The 23,388-nt window shown below is 51.0% G+C and carries 18 protein-coding genes; 13 read left to right on the top strand and 5 right to left on the bottom strand.

The features are described from left to right. Positions 1-10 precede the first annotated feature (10 nt). The 10 genes from UNDYM_RS24020 (at position 11) to UNDYM_RS23975 (ending at position 14,482) form a co-directional block, all read left to right on the top strand. On the top strand, positions 11-1,297 hold the full coding sequence (locus UNDYM_RS24020; protein ID WP_162043374.1) for a Glu/Leu/Phe/Val dehydrogenase: 1,287 nt from the start codon (positions 11-13) through the stop codon (positions 1,295-1,297). 412 nt (positions 1,298-1,709) lie between these two features. Then, positions 1,710-2,606 carry an amino acid ABC transporter substrate-binding protein gene (locus UNDYM_RS24015; protein ID WP_162043373.1) on the top strand — a complete coding sequence of 299 codons (897 nt, stop codon included), beginning with the start codon at positions 1,710-1,712 and terminating at the stop codon, positions 2,604-2,606. A gap of 205 nt (positions 2,607-2,811) precedes the next feature. Continuing rightward, positions 2,812-3,762, top strand: a complete 951-nt coding sequence (locus UNDYM_RS24010; protein WP_162043372.1) for a transporter substrate-binding domain-containing protein — start codon at positions 2,812-2,814, stop codon at positions 3,760-3,762. Between the two features lie 119 nt (positions 3,763-3,881). Continuing rightward, a complete protein-coding gene (locus UNDYM_RS24005) occupies positions 3,882-4,634 on the top strand; it encodes an amino acid ABC transporter permease (protein ID WP_162043371.1) in 753 nt (250 codons plus the stop codon). 2 nt (positions 4,635-4,636) lie between these two features. Further along, entirely contained in the window at positions 4,637-5,326 is a 690-nt protein-coding gene (locus UNDYM_RS24000; RefSeq protein WP_162043370.1) for an amino acid ABC transporter permease, read from the top strand. A 20-nt stretch (positions 5,327-5,346) separates the two neighbouring features. Further along, entirely contained in the window at positions 5,347-6,072 is a 726-nt protein-coding gene (locus UNDYM_RS23995; protein ID WP_162043369.1) for an amino acid ABC transporter ATP-binding protein, read from the top strand. Between the two features lie 273 nt (positions 6,073-6,345). After that, a complete protein-coding gene (locus UNDYM_RS23990) occupies positions 6,346-11,463 on the top strand; it encodes a DUF4214 domain-containing protein (protein WP_162043368.1) in 5,118 nt (1,705 codons plus the stop codon). A 337-nt stretch (positions 11,464-11,800) separates the two neighbouring features. Further along, a complete protein-coding gene (locus tag UNDYM_RS23985) occupies positions 11,801-12,460 on the top strand; it encodes a hypothetical protein (RefSeq protein ID WP_162043367.1) in 660 nt (219 codons plus the stop codon). A 143-nt stretch (positions 12,461-12,603) separates the two neighbouring features. Continuing rightward, complete coding sequence (pyrC, locus tag UNDYM_RS23980; protein ID WP_162043366.1) at positions 12,604-13,668, top strand: dihydroorotase; 1,065 nt, start codon at positions 12,604-12,606, stop codon at positions 13,666-13,668. Positions 13,669-13,684: 16 nt separating this feature from the next. Beyond that, positions 13,685-14,482 carry a DUF3025 domain-containing protein gene (locus tag UNDYM_RS23975; protein ID WP_162043365.1) on the top strand — a complete coding sequence of 266 codons (798 nt, stop codon included), beginning with the start codon at positions 13,685-13,687 and terminating at the stop codon, positions 14,480-14,482. A 30-nt stretch (positions 14,483-14,512) separates the two neighbouring features. Here the strand turns inward: UNDYM_RS23975 and UNDYM_RS23970 are convergent, their stop codons facing one another. Next, the gene (locus tag UNDYM_RS23970; RefSeq protein WP_162043364.1) at positions 14,513-14,761 is read right to left on the bottom strand and encodes a YdcH family protein; all 249 of its coding nucleotides are present in this window, start codon (positions 14,759-14,761) and stop codon (positions 14,513-14,515) included. A 374-nt stretch (positions 14,762-15,135) separates the two neighbouring features. Between UNDYM_RS23970 and UNDYM_RS23965 the strand changes: the two genes are divergently transcribed. After that, positions 15,136-16,677 carry a sensor histidine kinase gene (locus UNDYM_RS23965; protein ID WP_162043363.1) on the top strand — a complete coding sequence of 514 codons (1,542 nt, stop codon included), beginning with the start codon at positions 15,136-15,138 and terminating at the stop codon, positions 16,675-16,677. A gap of 23 nt (positions 16,678-16,700) precedes the next feature. Here UNDYM_RS23965 and UNDYM_RS23960 read toward each other — a convergent pair whose 3' ends face one another. From UNDYM_RS23960 to UNDYM_RS23950, 3 genes are all read right to left on the bottom strand, one after another. After that, on the bottom strand, positions 16,701-17,507 hold the full coding sequence (locus UNDYM_RS23960) for an ABC transporter substrate-binding protein (RefSeq protein WP_162043362.1): 807 nt from the start codon (positions 17,505-17,507) through the stop codon (positions 16,701-16,703). Positions 17,508-17,712: 205 nt separating this feature from the next. Next, positions 17,713-18,177 (bottom strand): DUF2147 domain-containing protein, encoded by a 465-nt coding sequence (locus tag UNDYM_RS23955; RefSeq protein WP_162043361.1) that lies wholly within the window; start codon positions 18,175-18,177, stop codon positions 17,713-17,715. 120 nt (positions 18,178-18,297) lie between these two features. Further along, positions 18,298-21,123: a valine--tRNA ligase gene (locus UNDYM_RS23950; protein WP_162043360.1), complete on the bottom strand. Its 2,826-nt coding sequence runs from the start codon at positions 21,121-21,123 to the stop codon at positions 18,298-18,300. A 224-nt stretch (positions 21,124-21,347) separates the two neighbouring features. Here UNDYM_RS23950 and UNDYM_RS23945 point away from each other — a divergent pair, with 224 nt between their 5' ends. Then, complete coding sequence (locus tag UNDYM_RS23945) at positions 21,348-21,605, top strand: hypothetical protein (protein ID WP_162043359.1); 258 nt, start codon at positions 21,348-21,350, stop codon at positions 21,603-21,605. A 142-nt stretch (positions 21,606-21,747) separates the two neighbouring features. Here UNDYM_RS23945 and UNDYM_RS23940 read toward each other — a convergent pair whose 3' ends face one another. Next, on the bottom strand, positions 21,748-22,218 hold the full coding sequence (locus UNDYM_RS23940) for a hypothetical protein (protein ID WP_162043358.1): 471 nt from the start codon (positions 22,216-22,218) through the stop codon (positions 21,748-21,750). Between UNDYM_RS23940 and UNDYM_RS23935 the strand changes: the two genes are divergently transcribed. Then, a complete protein-coding gene (locus UNDYM_RS23935) occupies positions 22,174-23,190 on the top strand; it encodes an ABC transporter substrate binding protein (protein ID WP_232063582.1) in 1,017 nt (338 codons plus the stop codon). The two genes, UNDYM_RS23940 and UNDYM_RS23935, sit on opposite strands and share 45 nt — an antisense overlap. Positions 23,191-23,388 lie beyond the last annotated feature (198 nt).

Raw genomic sequence — 23,388 nt, 5'->3', positions numbered from 1 at the left:
AGGTCATATAATGTCCAGCCAGCACCAGATACCGTCTTATCTTACCCCGACTGAGACCGGTCCTTGGTCAGTTTACCTTGAGCAAATTGATCGTGTTACTCCTTACCTTGGCCATCTGTCACGCTGGGTAGAAACCCTGAAGCGTCCCAAGCGTATCCTCATCGTCGATGTACCTATCGAGCGTGATGACGGCAGCATCGCCCATTTCGAAGGTTACCGTGTACAGCACAATACTTCCCGTGGCCCAGGCAAGGGTGGTGTGCGTTTCCATCAGGATGTGACGCTGTCAGAAGTGATGGCTTTGTCTGCCTGGATGACAATCAAGAACTCGGCAGTGAACGTGCCTTACGGTGGTGCAAAAGGCGGTATCCGCGTTGATCCAAAAACCTTGTCACGCGGCGAACTGATGCGCATGACACGTCGTTACACCTCTGAAATCGGCATCATCATTGGCCCGGACAAAGACATTCCGGCACCAGACGTGAACACCAATGAGCAAACCATGGCATGGATGATGGATACCTATTCCATGAATGAAGGCCGTACTGCCACTGGCGTCGTCACAGGCAAGCCTATCTCCCTCGGTGGTAGCCTGGGCCGTCGTGAAGCGACTGGCCGTGGTGTATTCGTGGTCGGTAGCGAAGCTGCAGCCAAGCGCGGCCTGAGCATTGCCGGTGCAAAAATTGCCGTGCAGGGTTTTGGTAATGTAGGCGGTATTGCTGCCCGTCTGTTCGCAGAAGCGGGTGCCAAGATCGTTGCTGTGCAAGATCATGGTGGCACGATCTTCCATTCGAATGGTTTTGATGTCAACAAACTGCTGGATCACGTGGCAGCCAAAGGCAGTGTTGCCGGTTTTGAAGGCATAGAAGCTGTTTTGCCAAATGATGAGTTCTGGTCCGTTAACTGCGATATCATGATCCCGGCAGCATTGGAACAACAGATCACCCTGAAAAACGCTGACCAGATCCGCGCCAAAATCATCCTCGAAGGCGCGAATGGGCCGACCACACCAGAAGCAGATGATATTTTGCGCGACAAAGGTGTATTGGTGGTGCCAGACGTGATCGCCAATGCCGGCGGTGTAACCGTGTCTTATTTTGAATGGGTACAGGACTTCTCCAGCTATTTCTGGTCTGAAGATGAAATCAACCAGCGTCTGACTCGCATCATGAAGGAAGCTTTTAATTCTGTATGGCAGGTGACAGAAGATAAAAACGTCTCCTTGCGTACAGCAGCATTTATTATCGGTTGCTCCAGAGTGTTGCAGGCACGTGAAGTTCGCGGCTTGTATCCTTAATCTGGAATTGTAAAAAGCTATTGATCACCTATGCTGATAGGTGATCAATCATGCGGACGAGGCGTGATGCGATGTGGACTTGGCTAAAGAAAAGCCATATTTGCGTCGCATGCGCATTTATTTCATTTCATTTCGCTTCATTTCGTTGAAAGAGTCCGTTTGCTGAGTCAGGGCGTTGTAAAGAAGCTTAACGCGGGTGCTGCAGTTGAATATATCAGTGTCATCAAGGCTTAGTTTAATCCGGCTAAGGTGATGCAAGAGTATGGAACAATAATTGCATACTTGTTTTTGAAATCTTTGCAAGAGTGAATTGTCAAAAAACCCGAATAATATTTTGTTAAATGTGAATTTTTCTGTTGAATTTTGTTAGGCTTTATCATTACCATCCTGAATTAAGTTCAAAGGGGATCATATGAAAGTTTCGAAATGGATAGTAAAGGCTGGCTTGCCCTGTGCGCTAGTCCTGTGCTCCTCGCTTTCATTAGCCGCGGATACCCTTGCACGCATCAAAGAGACGCACACGATGACCATCGCGCACCGTGAAGCGTCTTTTCCATTTTCTTATCTTGGTGATGACAAGAAGCCCATTGGCTATTCCATGGACATCTGCCTGAAGCTGGTCGATGCGATCAAAAAAGAACTCAAGCTGCCTCAACTCAACGTGAATTATGTTCTGGTGACGGGCAGCACACGTATTCCTGCCATTGTTGAGGGCAAGGCTGATCTGGAATGCGGTTCAACCACCAATAATGCAGAGCGCCGTAAGCAGGTCGCCTTCACTATCCCCCATTTCTTTGCTACCGCAAAAATGATAGTCCGGACCGATTCCGGCATCAAAAACTGGACTGACCTCAAGGGCAAAAAAGTCGTGACCTCCAAGGGGACGACGACCGTCAAGCTGCTCAATGACCGTGACAAGGTCAGGGGCCTGGATTTGAAATTGCTGGAAGGCGCTGATCACAATGAGTCCTTCGGCATGGTAGAGAGTGGTGCGGCAGATGCCTTTACCGTCGATGATGTGCTCCTGTACGGGCAGCGCGCCAATGCCAAAGACCCCAGCAAGTTCGTTGTGGTAGGTGATTCGCTGTCCACTGAGCCGTATGCCATCATGCTGCGCAAGGATGATCCTGCATTCAAGAATCTGCTGGACCGTGAAATGGCGCGCCTGATGAGTGATGGCGAAGTCACCAAATTGTATGACAAGTGGTTCCGTAAGCCTGTGCCCCCAAAAGGGGCAAACCTGAACATGCCCATGAATTTTCTGTTGCGCGACAATATCCGCTTCCCTACGGACAAGGTTGCGGATTAACAGGCTGGTTCCGTGTTTGCCAGCAGGCAGGAGGAATATTACGGTGGTGGAATTTATCTGATCTGTTAGCAGTAACGGCTGTCTAATTTTTTAGCAACATATAAGTAGTAATACGTATTAAACCGGCTGAAAAAAACGGTAATTTGCTGAGGGTTTTTGTTAAACTCAAAGCCACGATTTTTTGATTTAACTTTTTGGAGACAGTATGAAATTTTCGAAATTGTTGGTAGCTTTGGTTGGTGCTGGCCTGGTCGCTGGTGCAGCACAGGCGCAGGAAACTGGTACGCTGAAAAAAATCAAGGATACAGGCATCATCACCCTGGGCGTGCGTGATTCCTCCAACCCTTTTTCCTACCTGGATGATAAGCAGTCTTATCAGGGTTATTCCATTGACCTGTGCATGAAAATTGTGACTGCAGTGCAAAAGCAACTGGGTTTGTCTTCCCTGAACGTCAAAATGAATCCGGTGACTTCTGCTACCCGTATTCCTTTGATGGCCAATGGCACGATCGATCTGGAATGTGGTTCTACAACCAATAACGTGGAACGTCAAAAACAGGTGGCGTTTGCACCGACCACTTTTGTGACGGCCAACCGTATTCTGTCAAAAAAATCTTCCGGCATCAAAACTCTGGCTGACCTCAAAGGCAAGGCCGTGGTATCGACTTCCGGTACTTCCAACCTGAAACAGCTGACACAGCTGAATGCTGACCAGAACCTGGGCATCAATATTTTGCCAGCCAAGGACCATGCAGAAGCTTTCCTGATGGTAGAAACTGGCCGTGCAGTCGCATGGGTCATGGATGATATCCTGCTGGCGTCACAAGTATCCAACTCAAAAAATCCAGCTGACTATGAAATCAGCAAGGAAGCACTGTCGGTTGAGCCTTATGGCATCATGCTGCGTAAAGACGATGCTCCATTCAAGAAAGTAGTTGATACAGCGATAGGCAATGTACTGACTTCTGGTGATGTTAACCGCATGTACCACAAATGGTTCATGCAACCTATTCCGCCTAAAGGTATCGCTTTGAACTGGCCTATGTCTGACCAGCTCAAGGCAGTGGCCGCCAAGCCTACTGATTCAGGTGAACCTTCTGCTTATGCTGTTGTTCCTGAGGCTCAAAAAGCCGTCTTGAACAAAAAGAAAAAATAATACTTAGCAAGGCAAGGTAGTCCGATAAAACGGGGGGATGCACCTCCCGTTTTCTTTTACAAGACAAGCAATAACTGATCTTGTCAAAGCGGACACAAAGCGCTGTACAGGAGGAGAATATGAATTACAACTGGAATTGGAATATCTTTTGGGACACCGCGCCCGATGGAATGGGGACCTATCTTGAGTCTCTGATCTCTGGCCTGAAATGGACGCTGGCGACAGCGGGTCTGGGCTGGGTGATAGCTTTGGCATTGGGTCTGGTGATAGGAACATTGCGCACAGCGCCCAACAAATGGGTAGTCAGGCTGGCAAATGCCTATGTGGAATTATTCAGGAACATTCCACTGATCGTGCAAATGTTTCTCTGGTACTTTGTCTTCCCTGAAGTCTTGCCTGAAGCATGGGGCACGGCACTTAAACAATTGCCGAATGCACCTTTCGTCACGGCAGTACTGAGCCTGGGGTTTTTTACTTCAGCCAGGGTGGCGGTACAGGTATCAACGGGTATCAATGCTCTGCCACGTGGTCAGAAAATGGCGGGAACGGCACTGGGCCTGACACTGCCGCAAACATACCGCTATGTGCTGTTGCCCATGGCATTTCGCATCATCATCCCTTCACTGATCAATGAAGTGGCGGCGATCATCAAAAACAGTTCGGTGGCTTTGTCCATAGGTTTGATAGAACTGATGGCAAGTACACGCTCCATGCAAGAGATGTCTTTTAAGACTTTTGAGGCTTTCAGTGCTGCCACCATCATCTATCTGATCGTGTCTGTGGTTGCGATCCTGATGTCGAATTTGTTGGAAAAGAAACTGCGCGTACCAGGTTTCATTACTTCTGGTTCAGCCAATAGTGGAGGGCACTAAACATGGGTAATTTTGATTTTGATGTCATTCAGCGCTCCTGGATGTATCTGTTCCAGACTGGCATGGTGTTTACACTGAAGCTGACCTTCCTGGCAATGACAGGCGGTATCATCATCGGCACTTTATTGGCGATGATGCGCTTGTCCAGCAACAAGCTGATCAATCTGTTTGCCTCCGGTTATGTCAACCTGATGCGCTCTATACCTCTGGTATTGGTGCTGTTCTGGTTTTATTTCCTGGTGCCCTATATTGGTGCCTGGATAATTGGTGCAAATGAGCCTGTGGCCGTGGGTGCTTTTTCTTCTTGTCTGATCACCTTTGTCATGTTTGAGGCAGCTTATTACTGCGAGATCATGCGCTCGGGTATACAGTCCATACCGCGTGGCCAGATCTGGGCCGGTTATGCCATGGGCATGAACTACTGGCAAACCATGGGTAATATTGTCTTGCCTCAGGCATTCCGCAATATGATTCCCATCTTGTTTACGCAAACCATCGTTTTGTTCCAGGACGTGTCACTGGTATCGATCTTGTCCATTCCTGACTTTTTTGGCTCTGCAGCCAAAGTGGCGCAGCGTGATGGCCGTCTGGTGGAAATGTATTCCTTCGCAGCGGTTGTCTATTTCGTCATGTGCTTTGGCTTGTCTTCACTCGTGAAGAAGTTGCAAGCAAAAGTGGCGATCATACGTTAAGAATATTGTGGAGATTTGAAATGATTAAATTGAATAATGTCAGTAAATGGTATGGTCAGTTCCAGGTGTTGACTGACTGCACGACCGAAGTGTCCAAGGGTGAAGTTGTGGTTGTTTGCGGCCCGTCCGGTTCTGGTAAATCCACCCTGATCAAGACCGTCAATGGCCTCGAGCCTTTCCAGAAAGGTGAGATCACGGTAGAGGGTGTTTCTGTTGGCGATCCCAAAACCAATCTGTCCAAATTGCGTGCACGCATAGGCATGGTGTTCCAGAACTTTGAGTTGTTCCCGCATCTGTCTATCCGTCAGAACCTGACTATAGGCCAGGTCAAAGTGCTCGGACGTTCAGAAGAGGAAGCGACTGAGCGTGGCCTCAAATACCTCGACCGCGTCGGCCTGATTGCCCATAAAGACAAATTCCCTGGTCAGTTGTCCGGTGGTCAGCAACAGCGTGTGGCGATTGCCCGCGCCTTGTCCATGGACCCGATCGCCATGCTGTTCGATGAACCAACTTCTGCGCTTGATCCTGAAATGATCAATGAAGTACTAGATGTCATGGTAGGCCTGGCGCAAGAAGGCATGACCATGATGGTGGTTACGCATGAAATGGGCTTTGCCAAGAAAGTGGCAAACCGCATAGTCTTCATGGACAGGGGCGTGATCGTTGAAGATTGTTCAAAAGACGAATTCTTCAACAATGCTCGCTCAGACCGTGCTCGTGATTTCCTGGCAAAAATCATTCACTAATATATGGCTAATGCCTGACTTTTAATAAATTGCATTATGGCATTTGCTTGAAATTTGACCTCTGGTTTGATGTTTGATTTGAAAAGCAGCCCTGATTTCAGGGCTGCTTTCATTTTATGGGATTGTTCTCTGTAAAACAGTGGGAATTGTGATTTACGTCACAGGTAAAAGAGTCTTGCCGTGCTAATCTTTCATCGCTAAAAAAATGCACTGAAAAGTAGTTTCTCAATTATTTCATTTTGTATTAATAACAATTACACAGGACAACTCGCAATGGCCAATACAGCTGCTGATATCCAAAAGCTTTACATCGCATATTTCAACCGCCCAGCAGACCCAAATGGTCTGGCCTACTGGATGGCCCAAAGTTTCACACTGGGTCAAATCGCCGACAGCTTCTCCAAACAAGCAGAATACGCAACAGTGTATGCTGGTAAAACAACAGAAGACACCGTCAACACCATATACAACAACCTGTTCGGCCACAAAGCTGACGTAGCCGGTCTCAACTACTGGACAGGCCAACTGCTGAACGGCAAAGTTACCCTGGGTCAAGCCGCTCTGGCCATCCTCGGTGGTGCTACCGGTGCAGACAAAGTTGCTGTTGACTCCAAAGTTGCTGCAGCGACATCCTTCACAACAGCCATCGACACCAACGAAGAAATCGTTGCCTACTCCCTGCCAGCCAACACAGCCCTGGCCAAGGACTGGTTGAGCAAAGTGTTGGATTCCGCCACACAAGCATCCCAAATCGCAGTTCAAGATGCAGTGTTGACATCCATCGTCAATGGCGGCGGCGTCAAAGACTTCACACTGACAAGCAACACAGACATCGCCACAGCTGAAAACTTCACAGCTGGCCTCGTCTACACACCAAACGGTGGTTCCCGTGTGAATGCCCTGCAAGACGAAGACGTCCTGACAGGCTCCAACACATCCGCTACAGCCAACAACAAACTGACCGCCACACTGGGTAACTCCAATGACAACGGCGCAGCGATCGTCACACCAACGCTCAAAAACATCCAGACAGCCACATTCACCTTCACAGGTTCCGCTGATGGCAACAACGTCAACAACAACGCTGTTGTTGCAGTTGACCTGCAAGACGGCACTGGCTTGAAAACAGTTGGCATCAACCGTATCGCCTCCACAGCAGGTACCAACACAGCCCGTATTGAAAACATCAAGCAAGCTGTAGAAACAATGAATTTGACCAGCACCAACGCCAACAACACAGGCGTGGTTGAATTCTCCTTCGGCAATGGCACACTGCTCGGCGCTAACACAGGTACATTGAACCTGTCCGACGTTCAAGTTGGTACAGTCAACATTGGTCAAAACGTTTCCGGCACATCCGCCGCAGGCGTTGCCAACCAAGGTTACGAAACACTGACCATCAACAGCACAGGCAACACCAACAACATCGGCACACTGAATCTGCCAATGGACACAGGTACAGCAGGCAAAGTCATCATCACTGGCGACAAAGACCTCACACTGGCCCAGACATCCAATGTTGTCAATGGTGTAACAACCATTGAATCCACCAACTTCTCCGGTGGTATCCTGCAAGCAGCAGGCCGTCTGTCCGCCATTGATGCATCCGCATTCAAAGGCAACCTGACACTCAACCTCGGCAATGGCATCTTCACCACAGGTAAAGCTGACACCTCCGGTTCCGTTCAAAACGTCACCATCACTGGTGGTTCTGGTAACGACACATTCTACCTGGCAGACACAGTAGAAACAGGCGACAGCATCACAGGCGGCGACGGTACAGATACCCTGGTTATCGTCAACGGCGGCAACGTCACAGCCGGTGCAGCTGGTTCCTCCATCATCACCAAAGTAGAAGCAGTTCAAGTTCTGTTGAACAACGCCGCTTCCACAGTTGACTTCGCCAAACTGCCAGATGTGACAGGCGTATTGGTCCGCAACGTCTCCAACACCAACGTAGCAGCTCCTGCGAACTCCGCACCAGTCGCTGGTACAGACGTGTTCACACTCAACAACCTGAGTGTTGGTCAAGCTGCAGCCATCACCATCCGTCATAGCGACACAGGCTCCAACGCCATCGGCCAATCCACCATCAACGCCAATCTGGCGACTGCTACTGGTGCATCCGATACAGTTGCTGTCACTATCGCTGAAGGTTTGAACGTTGACCCACGTTTCAACTTCGTATTGAACACCAACGCTGTAGAAAACATCACTCTGGTCGATGCTGATACAGAATCCAACACAGTTGCCCTGGCCAACGTTGCTGCCCACACAGGCACCATCACGATTGGTACAACAGCAGGTGCTGGTTCCACAACAACCTTCCTGAACCTCGACACCACAGTTGCTGGTAACGGCGGTTTGTACCGTATCGACACAACAGGCGGCGCAGCAGCCAACATCGCTGGCGTACAAGAGTTGTCCAAAACAGCAGGTCAGATCAAACTGATCGCCGCTAACATCGATGCATCCGCAGAAACAGCCAGCGTTATCGTTCGCGTTTCCACCAGCGGTGCAGCCAACGGCGCGCAAAACATCAAGATGGGTGCTGGTAACGACACAGTCACTTTCGATAACATCCAGGACACACGTGCTGGCCTGACGATCTCCGACACAGTCGTAGGTGGCGCTGGTACAGATACACTGGTCATCGACGGCGACCTGACAGGTGCAGCACTGGGCGACACCATCGCTCTGGGCGCGTCTGAATGGACTAACGTTTCCGGTTTCGAAACTATCCGTCTGGTTGGTACTTCCAACAACGCCGGTGTTGACGGTGCAGGTAACTACCGTCTGACATTGACAGATGCCCTGATCGCTGCCAACAACAACGCAGGTGTTCTGGCTATCGTCAACGACAACGACACAGCCAATGATGCAGCGAACGCCGCAGACACAGCTGGTACAGCCGTTGAAAGCGCAGTCGTCATCGACGCACGTACACTGAGCGCCACAAGCCGCTTCAGCTACAACGGCGAAGAAGGTGCTTCCCGCACAGCCGACCGTATCATCTTCACAGATGCCAACTTCAATGGCTCCCACGCCATCAACGGCGGTGCAGTTGACAACAACAGCACCAACAACAGCCAGAAGAACGACGACGTGATCGAACTGCGCAATGCAACAAACGCAGCGATCGGTGACTTCAACGGCATCTCCAACGTTGGTAACATCGAACTGACAAACGACACAGCAGTCACCCAAGTGTCCCAAATCCAGTTGAACGATACTATCGTTGATGCACTGGTTGACAGCTACCAAGCTGCTAACACCACAACCCACGTAGAACGTCTGACTATCCGTGCAATCGACAACGTCAACGTTGCTAACGCCACTGTTGGTGTTTCCATCGATGCAGGCGCATTGACAGCACAATCTGCACTGGACGTGACACTGGCCCGCGGCGCCAACTTCCTGCAACTCGGCGCTGGTGCAGACCGCGTTGTCTTGTTGGGTAACTATGTTGCTGGTACTTACCTGGGTACAGAAAACGGTGTTTCCCTGAACGCACAATCCACAGCAAATGCAGTGGCACGTGTTGTGACAGACACCATCAACCTGGGTGCAGGTAACGATACGCTGGTGACTTACGGTGCGATCAACCTGGCTGGTGCACAATTGTCTGGTATTGAAAACATCACAGCGAACTCTGCTGTTGTGATCACTGCAAGTCAATATGCGGCATTAATCGCTGCGCGTGCCGCATTGAACCTGTCTGGTCCGGTATTGACCTTCTCTGGCGTTGGTCCGCATCAACTGACGATCGTGGATGATGTGGCGGGTGCCAATAACATCGACTTGTCGTATATCTCCATCACTGGTGGTACGCTGGTGTATGACGTGACGTCGTCTTCGAATGCGACCGGTGGTAATGTCAATAACACGACTACTTCCAATGCGATTATTGTTTCTGGTGGTGCATCTGCGACTGCTGGCGTCATAGGCACTAATCCAGTCAATGGTGGTGGTACAGCCCTGACGCCGATTGCCCTGACTGCAGGCGGCGTGTTTAACAGCACTGCAAACGTGAACGATAATTTCACAGGTAATGCGGCAGCGCTGGTTGGTACGACTGTCAACGGTAATGCCGGTGATACAGACATCATTACCTTCACTGGTGGCGGCAGTATCGTTATCGGTGGCGGCAATACTATTACCAACATCAAAACCTTGGCAACAGACAATACATCGACAGACGTGTACTTCAACGTTGCTACTGCAGGTGTTACCACTGTCAATGGCGGCACAGGCAATGACCGCGTCTATCTGGCGAACTCCGGCAGCTCCATGCTGGCGGGTAATGTCAATCTGGGTGCAGGTAACAATACCCTGACCATGGAAGGCAAGACTTACAGTGGCACTTTCACTGCAGGTGCAGGTACATCCGATATCCTGAGTCTGGTCGCGTCATCCAATATTGCTGGTGCGAATATCTCTGGCTTCGAAAGCCTGGTGGTTGCCAGCAATGCTGGTATTACTTTGTCTGCAGCTCAATACAGTGCTTTCACTAGTATCACGGCGACAGGTACAAATGCCTTCACATTCTCTACAGCAGGTACTATCGCTGGTAACGCGACTGTAGAAAATTATGTACTTGCGAATGGTACAAATACCTTCACTGGCGCGGCTGGTTTGATCTCTGTCACTGGTGGTACTGGTGTCGATACATTCACAGTGGGTGATGCCATCATCACGGCAACTGTTGCTGCCAATGGTATTAACGGCGGTGTTGGCGCTGGTGACATCCTGAACGTAGGTGCTGTGACTGCTGCGCTGGATATGTCTGCAAAGGTAACCGATGTTGAAACCGTGAATGTCACTGGTGGTACTAATGCGGCATGGACCGTGACTAATGAAAATGGTGCTGGCGTGACTTTGAACTTCACCAAGTCTGCATCTACTGCCATCAACAACGTCATCCTGGGTACAGGTGGTCAGACACTGAATATCCTGGGCACTGGTACAGGTGCAACCACTATCACAGGTGGTTCGGGTGCTGATACCATCAACCTGTCCACCACTGCAACTGGCGCTGACACGATTGCTACTGGTTCTGTTATCTCCGCTATCGATACAGTGGCGAACTTCAAGATTGCTGGTGCAGACGTGTTCAAAACAGGCACAGCAGCAACAACATTGAACGCACTGAACATCGCTACAGCTGATACAGCAACTCTGGCAGCAGCGATCGCTACTGCAGCAACTGCCGCTGGCGCGTCTCTGGCAGCGAATACCCAGGCTTACATCATCACTGTAGCAGCAGGTACAGCAGCTGGTACTTATGCCTTCCAAAACATCGGTGGCACTGTAGGTGCAGTTGATGCAACTGACTTTATCGTTAAACTCGTTGGCGCAGGTTCCATCGTCGCTGGCGATTTCATCGCGTAAGCAGGTTCGCAGTAAGGCAGGGGATTAGTTCCCTGCCACGAAATGATGAAAACAAACAAGCCCGGCACTGCAAAGTGCCGGGCTTGTTTGTAACTGTAGTCAGCATTCACAGATACAATAAAATTGCTGCGTCTTTGCATGTGAGGCATCACAATCACCTCAAAGACATCTGGCAAATTCTATGTATACATTTCCTCATTCGTTTAATTCAGCACGGCTTGCTATCTGCGTTGGCGCGTTCACAAGTTTGCTGCTGTTCGTCTCAGCAGTGTTTGGTACAGAACAGAATCTGTCCACAAACGCTGCAACCGACGCTACTACAAAAAACTGCAGCAAATTGCTACCCGACGAATATCAATGGCAAGCACTGGACTGGTCACATTTGCGCACTGCAGACTTACCGCGCGAATTAAAAATTTTTCCTGATCAGCAAGCTGCCTGCGCAATGAATGCGGCAATTTGTAGCGAAGCTGAAAGCAAGAAAATCATCGCAGTCGATGTGGATGTGTTTTTCAAGGACTCTGCCATCTGGAGCAGGCCTGAGCAATTGCAGCCTTATATGGAACTCGTCAATCGCTATTATCAGCAGGCGCGCATCACTTTCAATTTCAGATTCCGTCCAATAGGTGAATTGCCCGCCTGGACTGAAAACCGCAATCAACTGAGTATCATTTTTGCTGCGGCCATGCCTGCCCCGGCTGGCAAGGTCGCTGATGCATTTGGCAATTTGCCAGCGGGTAAGGCAGTATTTAATGATGTGCTGATGAATCGCCCGGACAGACACGCGAATCCCTATTTCCTGATGGGCAAACCTTTGGGGCATGAACTAGGGCACGTACTGGGTCTTGCACACACGCAGGACAAGGCCTTGTTGATGACCCAGGGGACTTCACCGCAAAATGCTTTGGATATATTGCCGGAGCAGGCGTTGATCATGCGGATCATGGCATTGCAGCGTTTTGGTGGCAGACTTGATCCAGTGATTGCATGTCACTAGGGAAATACAGTGTTGGAAGATTATTGCTGCTTCACTATTTTTCAGCCATTACTGCTGGTGAAATGCACCTGATCTGTGCTGGCAAAGGTGCTTAAGGCAGAGGGAAAAGGTAAAATGCCGGTATTCCGTCACTGCGAGCTACCATGACTGCCTCTACTTCCAGCACTTCCCCACAAGAAATCACGATTACCCGCCCGGATGACTGGCATTTGCACGTGCGCGATGGCGCCGCCCTGGCCAGCGTGCTGCCGCATACTGCAGCGCAGTTTGCCCGGGCCATCATCATGCCTAACCTGAAGCCGCCGGTCACTACGACTGAACAGGCTGCCGCTTATCGTGAACGCATACTTGCTGCCTTGCCAGCAGGCATGAATTTCGAACCGCTGATGACCCTGTACCTGACCAATAACACACCACCAGATGAGATACGCCGAGCCAAGGACAGTGGCTTTGTGCATGCCGTGAAGCTGTATCCAGCTGGTGCCACCACCAATTCAGATGCCGGTGTGACTGACCTCAAGAATTGCTACAAGACCCTGGAAACCATGCAGGAGGTTGGCATGCCCTTCCTGGTGCATGGTGAAGTGACAGATGCCGAGATTGATTTGTTTGACCGTGAGGCAGTATTCATAGACCGTGTCATGCAACCGCTGCGCAAGGACATGCCAGAATTGAAAGTGGTGTTTGAACATATCACGACCAGTGATGCTGCTGCCTATGTGGCAGAATCTGGCGGCCCGATAGCCGCGACGATTACTGCCCATCACTTGCTGTATAACCGCAATGAGATTTTCAAAGGCGGCATACGTCCGCATTATTATTGCCTGCCAGTGCTCAAGCGTGAAACCCATCGCCAGGCGCTGGTTAAAGCGGCAATCTCGGGCAGCAAGCGCTTCTTCCTCGGTACCGATTCTGCACCGCATGCCAAGGGTTTGAAAGAGCATGCCTGTGGTTGTGCCGGTTGCTATACCGCTTTGCATGCGATGGAATTGTATACCCAGGCTTTTGAACAGGCCGGTGCACTCGATCAACTCGAAGCATTCGCGAGTTTCAATGGCCCTGACTTTTATCAATTGCCGCGTAATAGCGGCAGCATTACCCTGGTGCGCGAGGACTGGCAAATGCCGGCAGAACTGCCATTTGCCGACACCAGCATCGTGCCACTGAACAGTGGCGAAACCCTGCACTGGAAAATGCGCACTGCATAAATCTGGTTGGCAATTCATGACACGTTTTTTTGATGACATAGACTGGTCGCGAGTGTGGTTTGCCACCGTGTGCGAATCGGCCAAAGACTTGCTGGCGGCAGATGACTGGCGCCAGCAACTCAATCAGTGTGCCGTGCAGGCGGGCTTGCACAATCATCTTGGTTTACCCTTGCGCTTTATCGCACAGGAAGAATTACCTGATGGTGCGGCCTATGAGGCGCATATCAGTGCTACCGGCCAGGTACCCACGCGCGAGAACCTGCATGATTTTTTCAATGCGCTGGTGTGGCTGACTTTCCCAGCCATCAAGCGGCAGTTGAATGCCTTGCAGGCCGCGCAAATTGCTGCTCTCGGCATAGGCAAGTCACGCGGCCCCGCGCGTGATGCAGCAACCATCTTTGATGAGAATGCTGCGCTGCTTGTCCTTGCAGATACGCCGGAAGGAGCAGACCTGATCGCCGCTTTGCGCGCCCATGCATGGCAGGACGCCTTTGTCAGACAGGCAGATAAATTCGGTGGCTGCGCCGAAGTCTGGTGCTTTGGACATGCCTTGATGGAAAAGCTGGTCAAGCCCTATAAGGCGATTACAGCACATACCTGGGTCGTCATGGTGGAGCCAGCTTATTTCAAGCTCGATGCCAGCGCCAGACGTGCACATATCGATGGGGTAGTGGCAGCGCAACTTGCAAGCCAGATGTTGACCACGGCAGATTACACGCCTTTACCAGTACTTGGCATACCAGGCTGGTGGCCGCAGCAGGATGCTGCTTTTTACCAGGACCAGCAAGTTTTCAGGGCAAAACGCCGGAACTGAGCCCGGCGTTCAAGAGGCCGCCGGTTACTATCAGGCCGCAGCGCCAGTCTGTATGATCTTGAACAATTGATCTTTCAGGCTCAAGCGTGCTTTCTTCAAGTCTTCCAGCGCGGCATCACCCAGATGCTCGGCGCCGTTCTCTGCACGATTGATGGCCTTGTCGGTGTCATCATATTCAGCAAACAGCTTGGCGAAATGCTTGTCGTTGGCTTTCAGTTCGTGGATAGCTTGCTTGAACTCTGGAAATTCAGTGGAAAGAGGGTGGTGATCTACTTGCATGGATACTCCTTAATGATAGAGGAAGGGATTTTCCCTGCCCCTATACTAAGCTTATCCAGACCCTCATCCATGACCTGCATCAAGACAGGCAGAGAAAGACAGAATGCTGGCCTTGATGTTTGCCGCCTGCATTGCTGATTGCAGGCCCATCATCAATTTCGGGTAGAATATTTGGGCAATGCCGTATACCTGCAGGTGTATGGCCTTGGGATTCCGGCAGTTGCTTTGCAAATTTATCAGGTCTGGATCTATGGTCTGGGCAAATTCCGCCATCTGGCATCAGGCTAACACCGGGACTGGCTGCAACTATGTTGGGCAAGCACTCACCTCATCCAGTATCACCAGACCAGTATGCAGGCTGGCGTGCAGCTACCATGTCTCTGCGTAAGGCCATCGTGCTGGGTATAGCCTTGGGCATCCTGATTCCCGCCGTCCTGCTCGGCACTGTGTTGGCCAGGGATAGCTATGAACGCGAATACGAAGTGCGCGTGCGTGGGCCGCTGAAGCAATATGCCAGCATGCTGGAGCAAACCATGCCTGTGCCATTGTGGCAAGTCGATGCAAGCAGTGCCCAAAGCTTTGTTAATTCTGTCATGCTCAATCCCGATGTCGTGCGTATCGTCGTCGAGGATGCCGCCCTGGGTCGCTTTGTGCATGCTGAGCAGGCCATACAGCAAAAGCAGGGTTTGATCAGTGAAACCCGCAATATCCGCAAAGATGGCAGCATCATAGGCCGGGTCACGATAGAAATGAGCAGTTACTGGATGGAGCAGGAATTCCTGAAGAAATTCCTCAAGGGCGGTGCCGCCATCCTGGTGCAATTGCTAATTTCTTTTTTCCTGTTATGGTTGCTGTTCCAAAAACGCATGATGCGCCCACTGCAGCAATTACAGCGTGATGTCGATCGCTTGGGTGAGGGGCATCTCACCGAGGTCGTCAGCGCAGCCAGGCCTGATGAACTGGGCAGCCTGGCGCTGGGGGTGGATTCCATGCGCCTGCGTCTGGGTGAACTCATGAGCGAGCAGGCCAGCCACAATGCCACGCTGGAGCAAAGGGTCAACGACCGTACCAGGGAGTTACATGCATCGAACCAGGAGTTGCGCACAGCCCTCAATGATTTGAATAACGCCCATGCCGAAATCCAGCGCAGCGACAGAATGGCCGCGCTCGGTTCGCTGGTCGCAGGCGTGGCTCATGAACTCAATACGCCTATAGGAAATTCTGTGACGGTGGCCAGTACCATTCATGACCTGAGCCGCGAATTCAACAAGAAAATGGCGCAGGGCGTTACCCGTGCGGCTCTGCAAAATTATGTCGAGAATAACCTGCAGGCCAGCGATATACTTTTGCGCAATTTGCATAGCGCGGCTGACCTGATCGGCAGTTTCAAGCGCGTGGCGGTAGATAGAACCAGCGCCCAGCGCCGCGTGTTTTTTCTTGATGAAGTCGTCAGGGAAACCATGCTGACCATGGGGGCCAGTATCAGGCATCATGTACATGAAGTCCGTATCGATATTCCGCCTGGCATACGTATGGATGCCTACCCAGGTTTGCTCGGGCAGATTATCAGCAACCTCATCAATAATGCCATCCTGCATGGCTTTGATGGTCGCGAAAATGGCGTCATCGATATCCGGGCACATTTGCTGGATGCAGAACCTGCCAAGGTGGAATTAAGCGTCAATGACAACGGTGTTGGCATTGCAGACATCAATCTCGGACGTATCTTTGATCCCTTCTTCACGACCAAACTGGGGCAGGGTGGCAGTGGCCTGGGTTTGAATATCGTCTATAACCTGGTTTGTGATGTACTCGGAGGCAGCATACGGGTGGAAAGCGAGCCAGGGAAAGGTGCCAGCTTTATCATGCATTTGCCCTTGTGTGCTCCCGGCCATGCTGATGATACTGCGCAGTGAAGACGGAATAATGAAGAGCAAATTCAGTGGCTGGACTTGGCCACATCAGACCAGCCTTGCGGGCAATTCACCTGGGAAGACAGTTTTTGATATTCGCCAGAGGCGCGCAGTTTTTTCAGGCCATTATTAAATGCCGCAACCCTGCCTGCACTGGTCGGCAGGCCACGCGACATCATGAGGTGAGTCGTAAAACTCTCCGTCATCAATTTTGGGTGTGCAGATAACTGTGCCGCATCGGCAGGTGAAAAATTCTTCGCCAATAAATCACAGGTGACGTTTCTCTCCATAGGGGCAATATCTACCCGTTTCAACAGCAAGAGCTTCAGGGCGGCCGTATCATTCGGCAGCCTTTCCATCTTCAGGTCACCCTTATTCGCCATCGCCCAGATCTCTGGCGTATAGGTATAGTCCTGTATCATGGCAATACGGTAGGGCTTGAGATCGTCGAGTTGTTTCCATTTAAAATCGATGGCGTTGCGATAGACAAACACCCATTGTTCGGTGATGACATTGTCACTCAGGAAAAAACTCTGGTCATGCTCAGGTTTGTGACCCCAGTAAGCCGTGCCATCCCATTTGCCAGCACGGCTCTCTGCCAGGGCGCGTGACCACGGCAGGAAAGTAAATTCCACCTGATAGCCTTCGAGTTCAAAAGCGCGCCTTACTATGCTCAGGGCTATGCCTTTGTCTGGCCTGCTTTCAGTCGCATAGGGTGGGAGTTCACCAGTGGCAATTTTGAGTAATTTTCCTTGCGCCGATGACAAGCCTGGTAACAAGGGGAGCAGTATCAGCAGAGCGACAGCAAACCAGGATGAGCATGCTTTTTTCATGATGCTGCCTTCATCAAAAAGGGATTCAGTAGCCTATCATCTGCCTTATTGCTATTTCTGGCAAGTCGCTGGCTTGCAACAGGGGCAGGCCGCAGTATCAGGCAAAAACATGCAGGAATCATAATAACAAACAACAACGGGAGCCTGAGCTCCCGTTGTTGTTATGTTGTTACCTTATCTGGTTTTGCAGTCTGGCCTTGCAGATTTATTGCTCGCGCAACCAGGTCTGGGTGCGACCGAACATCGGTGCACCGATATAACCGCGCACATTCAGTTTCTTGTTGTTTTCAATGACACTGAGCTTGCTGCTATACAGCTTGCCATTGCCTGGGTCGAGGATTTTGCCACCTGTATATTCGTCACCGTCTTTTTTGAGGCCAGACAAGATGGTCATGCCGACTATGGGCTGGTCTTTGTTGGTACCTTCACATTTATCGCATTTTGGGTTCTTTTCTGGGGCATCGGCTTCCAAAAACAGTTTCTCTATCTTGCCCTGCAATTCACCGGCAGTTTCGGTGATACGTATCAGTGCCTTGGGTTTGCCTGATTTGTCATCTATGCTCTTCCACAGGCCGACCGGGCTTTCTTCAGCCTGTGCCAGCAGGGGCATGCCTGCGAATGCGATGAATGCGGATAGTACGGATAACACGAGTGGAACTGTTTTTTTCATGCTGTCTCCAAAAGAAAAAACTGTGGTCTCTGATTTATGTGATTTGATTGTACGTGGCAAAATTTTCACCACGTACAATATTTTTAGAGTACCTACTTTAACCCACGGGATTGCAACATCTTAGGCTGGTGGCAGCTTATCTAACTGTTCCAGCAGTTTTTGCAGGGTTGCCTTGAAATTCGCCAGACGTTCTCTCTCAACCGCGATGACCTGTGCAGGTGCCTTGGCGACAAAGCCTTCGTTACCCAGCTTGGTCTCCAGCTTGGTAATTTCACCTTCCAGACGGGCGACTTCCTTGCTGATACGTGCACGCTCTGCTGCCACATCGATTTCCACTTTCAGCATCAGCTTCGATTCGCCAACGACGGATACCGGTGCCGGTGATTCAGGCAGGGCATCAACGACAGCTACCTCAGACAGTTTCGCCAGTGCTTCCAGGTAAGGCGCAAAAGATTGCAGGCGGGCCTTGTCTTCTGCATTTGCAGCCTGCAACAACAGTGGCACGCGTTTGGCAGGGGACAATTGCATTTCACCACGCAGGTTACGGCAAGCGTCGGTCATGGCTTTGAGTGCCTGCATCCAGGCTTCTGCCGCAGTATCGACGTTAGCAGCGACAAACAGCGGGTAAGGCTGGATCATGATGCTGTCGCCAGCAGGGTTCAAAGTCTTGCCTGCCAGCGGAGCCACGGTTTGCCACAGTGCTTCAGTGACAAAAGGGATGACAGGGTGAGCCAGACGCAAGATCACTTCCAGTACGCGTAATAAAGTGCGGCGGGTCGCGCGTTGTTGCGCTTCATTACCTTGCTGTACCTGTACCTTGGCTACTTCCAGATACCAGTCGCAATATTCATCCCAGACAAACTTGTAGATGGCAGAAGCGATATTGTCGAAACGGTAGTCGGCAAAACCTTTTTCTATCTCAGCCTCTGCATGTTGCAAGGTGGAGATGATCCATTTGTCAGCCTGTGAATATTCGAGGTCAGCATCTGTGACACCAGCACCAAAACCACAATCCTTGTCTTCAGTATTCATCAGGACAAAGCGGGTCGCATTCCACAGTTTATTGCAGAAGTTGCGATAACCTTCGCAACGGCCCAGATCGAAATTGATATTGCGGCCCAGTGATGCATAGCTGGCCATCGTGAAGCGCAAAGCGTCCGTACCATAGGCAGGGATGCCGTCGGCAAATTCCTTGCGCGTGGCTTTTTCTATGCTGGCAGCCTGTTTCGGGTTCATCAGGCCGGCAGTGCGCTTGGCCACCAGTTCATCTACGCTGATACCGTCGATGAGGTCGATAGGGTCCAGGGTATTACCCTTGGACTTGGACATTTTCTGTCCGCTGGAATCGCGTACCAGGCCATGCACATAAACTGTATTAAACGGTACCTTGCCGGTGAAGTGCGTGGTCATCATGACCATACGCGCTACCCAGAAGAAAATGATGTCAAAGCCGGTGACCAGTACCGAGGATGGCAGGAACTGTTTGATGTCCGGTGTTTCTTCCGGCCAGCCCATGGTAGAGAAAGGCACCAGCGCAGATGAGAACCAGGTATCTAGCACGTCATCATCACGCTTCAATGCGCCAGTGTAGCCAGCGGCAGCTGCCTTGGCTTTGGCACCTGCTTCATCGTGGGCAACAAAAATTTCACCATTGTCGCCATACCAGGCCGGGATCTGATGACCCCACCAGAGTTGGCGAGAGATACACCAGTCCTGGATATTCGTCAGCCACTGGTTGTAAGTCGTTGTCCAGTTTTCCGGGATGAATTTGATTTCACCATCAGCGACTTTTTCCAGCGCCACTTCAGCGATGGATTTGCCAGGGAAGAAGGTACCTTCCGGTGCCGGTTTGCTCATGGCCATGAACCACTGGTCAGTCAGCATCGGTTCAATCACCACATTGGTACGGTCGCCACGTGGCACCATCAACTTGTGTGGTTTTACCGATTCCAGCAAACCCTGTGCATCGAGGTCAGCCACGATTTGTTTGCGGGCGACGAAACGGTCCATGCCCTGATATTGCGCAGGACCGTTTTCATTGATCTTGGCATCCAGAGTGAAAATGCAGATCATGTCCAGTTTGTGACGCTGGCCAACTGCGTAATCGTTCAAGTCATGTGCAGGCGTGATCTTCACGCAGCCAGTACCAAATTCCTTATCGACATAGCTGTCGGCAATCACCGGGATTTCACGGTCTGTCAGCGGCAGCTTGAGCATCTTGCCAACCAGGTGGATGTAACGTTCATCCGTCGGGTCAACTGCCACGGCCACGTCACCCAGCAGGGTTTCCGGGCGTGTCGTCGCTACCGTCAGGTGGCCGGAGCCATCCGCAAACGGGTAGCGGATATGCCACATGGAGCCATCTTCTTCTTCCGACACCACTTCCAGATCAGATACGGCAGTACCCAGCACGGGGTCCCAGTTCACCAGGCGCTTGCCGCGATAGATCAGGCCTTGCTCTACCAGTTTGACGAAGACATCGGTCACGCTCTTGGAGCGTTCAGCATCCATGGTGAAATATTCACGGTCCCAGTCGGCAGACGCACCCATGCGGCGCATCTGGCCAGTGATGGTGGAGCCGGATTTTTCTTTCCACTCCCAGACTTTTTCCAGGAATTTTTCACGGCCTAGATCGTGGCGCGAAATCTTTTGGGCATCCAACTGGCGTTCCACCACGATTTGCGTGGCGATACCTGCATGATCAGTACCCGGTATCCAGGCCGTATTGTGACCGCGCATGCGGTAGTAACGCGTCAGGCCATCCATGATGGTCTGGTTGAAGGCATGACCCATGTGCAGGGTGCCTGTCACATTTGGCGGCGGCAGCTGTATCGAGAACGAGGGTTTGCCTTCATCCATGGTGGCGGCAAAATACCCACGTTTTTCCCACTCGCCACGCCAGGATTGTTCGATTTCGGCGGGCTCAAAAGACTTGGCTAATTCCATAATATGATCTGCGGTGATTGCTAAACCTTTGATTATAAATGAGGAAAGTGCAGAAGGCGGTTTTTCCTGCGGATAGCAATAATAAAATATCTTAAAGACAATAAATATTTTAAATCTCGTCACTTGTGGGCAGCAAAGCGACAAATGCCATGTTGCCACCATGCATCTGGCTTGTTGTTGCAGGAAAGATTGGATTAAGATGCTTGAAAACCCCTGGGGACATCATGAGAAGTCTGATCAATACGACAAGTGCCATTAATTTTGTCTTTCTGCTGATAGTCCTGTTTCAGCCCGCCAGGGCTGATAAACCAAATACAGAAGAAGCCCTGGTGCTGGCCTATGTTGACAAATCCGGTGACAAATCCGGCGACAAGTCTGTCATCAGCGTTGCCACAGGTTCTGCCCTTCCTTTGCGCCATGCAACTGCCGTAGCGATAGTGATTACTGCTGCTGATATAGAGGTAAGCGGCGCCACCAGTTGAGAGAGGGTTGGTGGCCTGGATCAGGATGGAGAGTGAATACCAAATCAACCATATCGCAGACCATCAGAGAGTCAAGAAATTTCCCAAGGGCGGGCGTTCGGTCTTTTTGCAATTTGGCTATAAATTATAGGAATACCGATGATCACTTTGCAGTGACATCTGACCGCTTGTCGGGTGAATAAAGCAGGCGCATCAATTTCGATATGGGGGCGTGCGTAAATCTGTTAATGTTGATGGCTGATTCTTGGTATGGCTGTGGCAGCCTGATAGTTTGTTTGTAAAAAAACAGCAGCAATGGCGGCAGAAATAATGGCAGGAGTAAGGATAGTAATAACGGCAGGAGCGGCAAGCGCCGCAAAAGCAGGACGAAACTGTGTTGAGAATAAGATAAGGAATAAAACTTTAGATGCTGGAAAAAGGCTGTTCTTATTTTTCTGATATCCATGCTTGCCGCCTCGGTCAAAAGACGGATGCGAAAGCTGGCTTGCTTAAGTACGCCTGCCAGTTTTTCAATCTCGTCCTGTGCATATTGTTTTTGCTCGTTTCCCCTGCCATGGCTCAGCAGCCCATGCTCAGGCAAGACCTGGCCATGCTGCAAAACCAGGTGTTGCAAGTGCAGACTCCTGCAATGGCCCAGGATTTGCGCATGGGTTACCGCTATGGCGAGCATCTGGTCTTTGCAGATGCTGTCACTCAGGGACGCCGCCCTGAGGTCAGTACCGGGGGCAGCCTGGCGGTACTGTATCCTGACATGGGTGAACCTTACCGCAGTATTTTTGCCAAAATCATCGAAGGCATAGAAAGCAAGTCACGCATGCCGGTGATCAGTGTGCCGATAAGCGCCAAGCTGGAAACCGCTGACCTGAATGCGCAATTGAAACGCAATGGTGTCAGGGTCGTCATCGCCCTTGGCCGTCAGGGAGTCAAGCTGGCCAGTGGCCTGGACCGCGAGATTGCCGTGGTCGTTGGTGGTGTACTGAACATTCCTGAAAGCGAAAGCCGCAGCATGACAGGCGTCAGTCTTATGCCCGATCCTGCCTTGTTGTTTACCCGCCTCAAAAGCCTGCTGCCAGGCGTCAAAAGAGTCATTGTCGTGTACGACCCCAAAAACAATGAGACACTGATCAAACTGGCGCGCGAAGCAGCCAGGCAGCAGGGGCTGGAGCTGGTAACCTATGAAGCCAAAGACCTCGCTGGTGCCGCCCATCAGTATGAAGTGGCCTTTGCCAGCGCGGACCGGCGCGACGCCTTGTGGCTGCCACAAGATTCAACCACGGTGGAGGAGGGTAGTATCTTGCCGCTGGTCTTGCGTGAATCCTGGAACCGTGGCATCCCCTTCTTTTCCAGCAGTTTTCTGCACGCAAAAAAAGGAGCACTGTTTGCGCTCTATCCAAATAATCTGGAGCTGGGACACAGCCTGGCCATGGCAGCCCATAGTGCCGTGAGCGGAGATGGCCGCAAGTCTGGCGTGTCCTTGCTGCGTGAGGTCCTGGTGGCAGTGAATTTGCGTACAGCCAGCCATATAGGTTTGAACATTGATTATCAAAGCCAGAGAAGTTTTGACTCTATCTTCCCTGAGCCTTGAGTGTTGTAATTGATTGCGATTGATTGCCATTGCAGGCTGTCTGCCATGCTGCTGCGATGTAAAGAACAATAAAAACGAAGAGAAGTGAAAGAGCCAAGCATGCCATGCATCCGTGAGAATGCTGCCATGATCTTGAATATTCTGAGACAAAGTGCTGTTCACCAGCGATGCCTGACGGTGGATGGCCACAAGTAATTT

The sequence above is a fragment of the Undibacterium sp. YM2 genome (genome assembly GCF_009937975.1).
In the GTDB taxonomy this organism is placed as follows: Bacteria; Pseudomonadota; Gammaproteobacteria; order Burkholderiales; family Burkholderiaceae_D; genus Undibacterium.
The sequence above is the reverse complement of the archived record's forward strand: the minus strand, read 5'-3'. Positions and strand labels throughout refer to the sequence as shown.

Bases quoted from the DNA above. Each gene is read 5' to 3' on its own strand.
- UNDYM_RS24020 (WP_162043374.1), top strand. From the start codon at position 11: ATGTCCAGCCAGCACCAGATACCGTCTTATCTTACCCCGACTGAGACC.
- UNDYM_RS24015 (WP_162043373.1), top strand. From the start codon at position 1,710: ATGAAAGTTTCGAAATGGATAGTAAAGGCTGGCTTGCCCTGTGCGCTA.
- UNDYM_RS24010 (WP_162043372.1), top strand. From the start codon at position 2,812: ATGAAATTTTCGAAATTGTTGGTAGCTTTGGTTGGTGCTGGCCTGGTC.
- UNDYM_RS24005 (WP_162043371.1), top strand. From the start codon at position 3,882: ATGAATTACAACTGGAATTGGAATATCTTTTGGGACACCGCGCCCGAT.
- UNDYM_RS24000 (WP_162043370.1), top strand. From the start codon at position 4,637: ATGGGTAATTTTGATTTTGATGTCATTCAGCGCTCCTGGATGTATCTG.
- UNDYM_RS23995 (WP_162043369.1), top strand. From the start codon at position 5,347: ATGATTAAATTGAATAATGTCAGTAAATGGTATGGTCAGTTCCAGGTG.
- UNDYM_RS23990 (WP_162043368.1), top strand. From the start codon at position 6,346: ATGGCCAATACAGCTGCTGATATCCAAAAGCTTTACATCGCATATTTC.
- pyrC (WP_162043366.1), top strand. From the start codon at position 12,604: ATGACTGCCTCTACTTCCAGCACTTCCCCACAAGAAATCACGATTACC.
- UNDYM_RS23975 (WP_162043365.1), top strand. From the start codon at position 13,685: ATGACACGTTTTTTTGATGACATAGACTGGTCGCGAGTGTGGTTTGCC.
- UNDYM_RS23970 (WP_162043364.1), bottom strand. From the start codon at position 14,761: ATGCAAGTAGATCACCACCCTCTTTCCACTGAATTTCCAGAGTTCAAG.
- UNDYM_RS23965 (WP_162043363.1), top strand. From the start codon at position 15,136: ATGTCTCTGCGTAAGGCCATCGTGCTGGGTATAGCCTTGGGCATCCTG.
- UNDYM_RS23960 (WP_162043362.1), bottom strand. From the start codon at position 17,507: ATGAAAAAAGCATGCTCATCCTGGTTTGCTGTCGCTCTGCTGATACTG.
- UNDYM_RS23955 (WP_162043361.1), bottom strand. From the start codon at position 18,177: ATGAAAAAAACAGTTCCACTCGTGTTATCCGTACTATCCGCATTCATC.
- UNDYM_RS23950 (WP_162043360.1), bottom strand. From the start codon at position 21,123: ATGGAATTAGCCAAGTCTTTTGAGCCCGCCGAAATCGAACAATCCTGG.
- UNDYM_RS23945 (WP_162043359.1), top strand. From the start codon at position 21,348: ATGAGAAGTCTGATCAATACGACAAGTGCCATTAATTTTGTCTTTCTG.
- UNDYM_RS23935 (WP_232063582.1), top strand. From the start codon at position 22,174: ATGCTCAGGCAAGACCTGGCCATGCTGCAAAACCAGGTGTTGCAAGTG.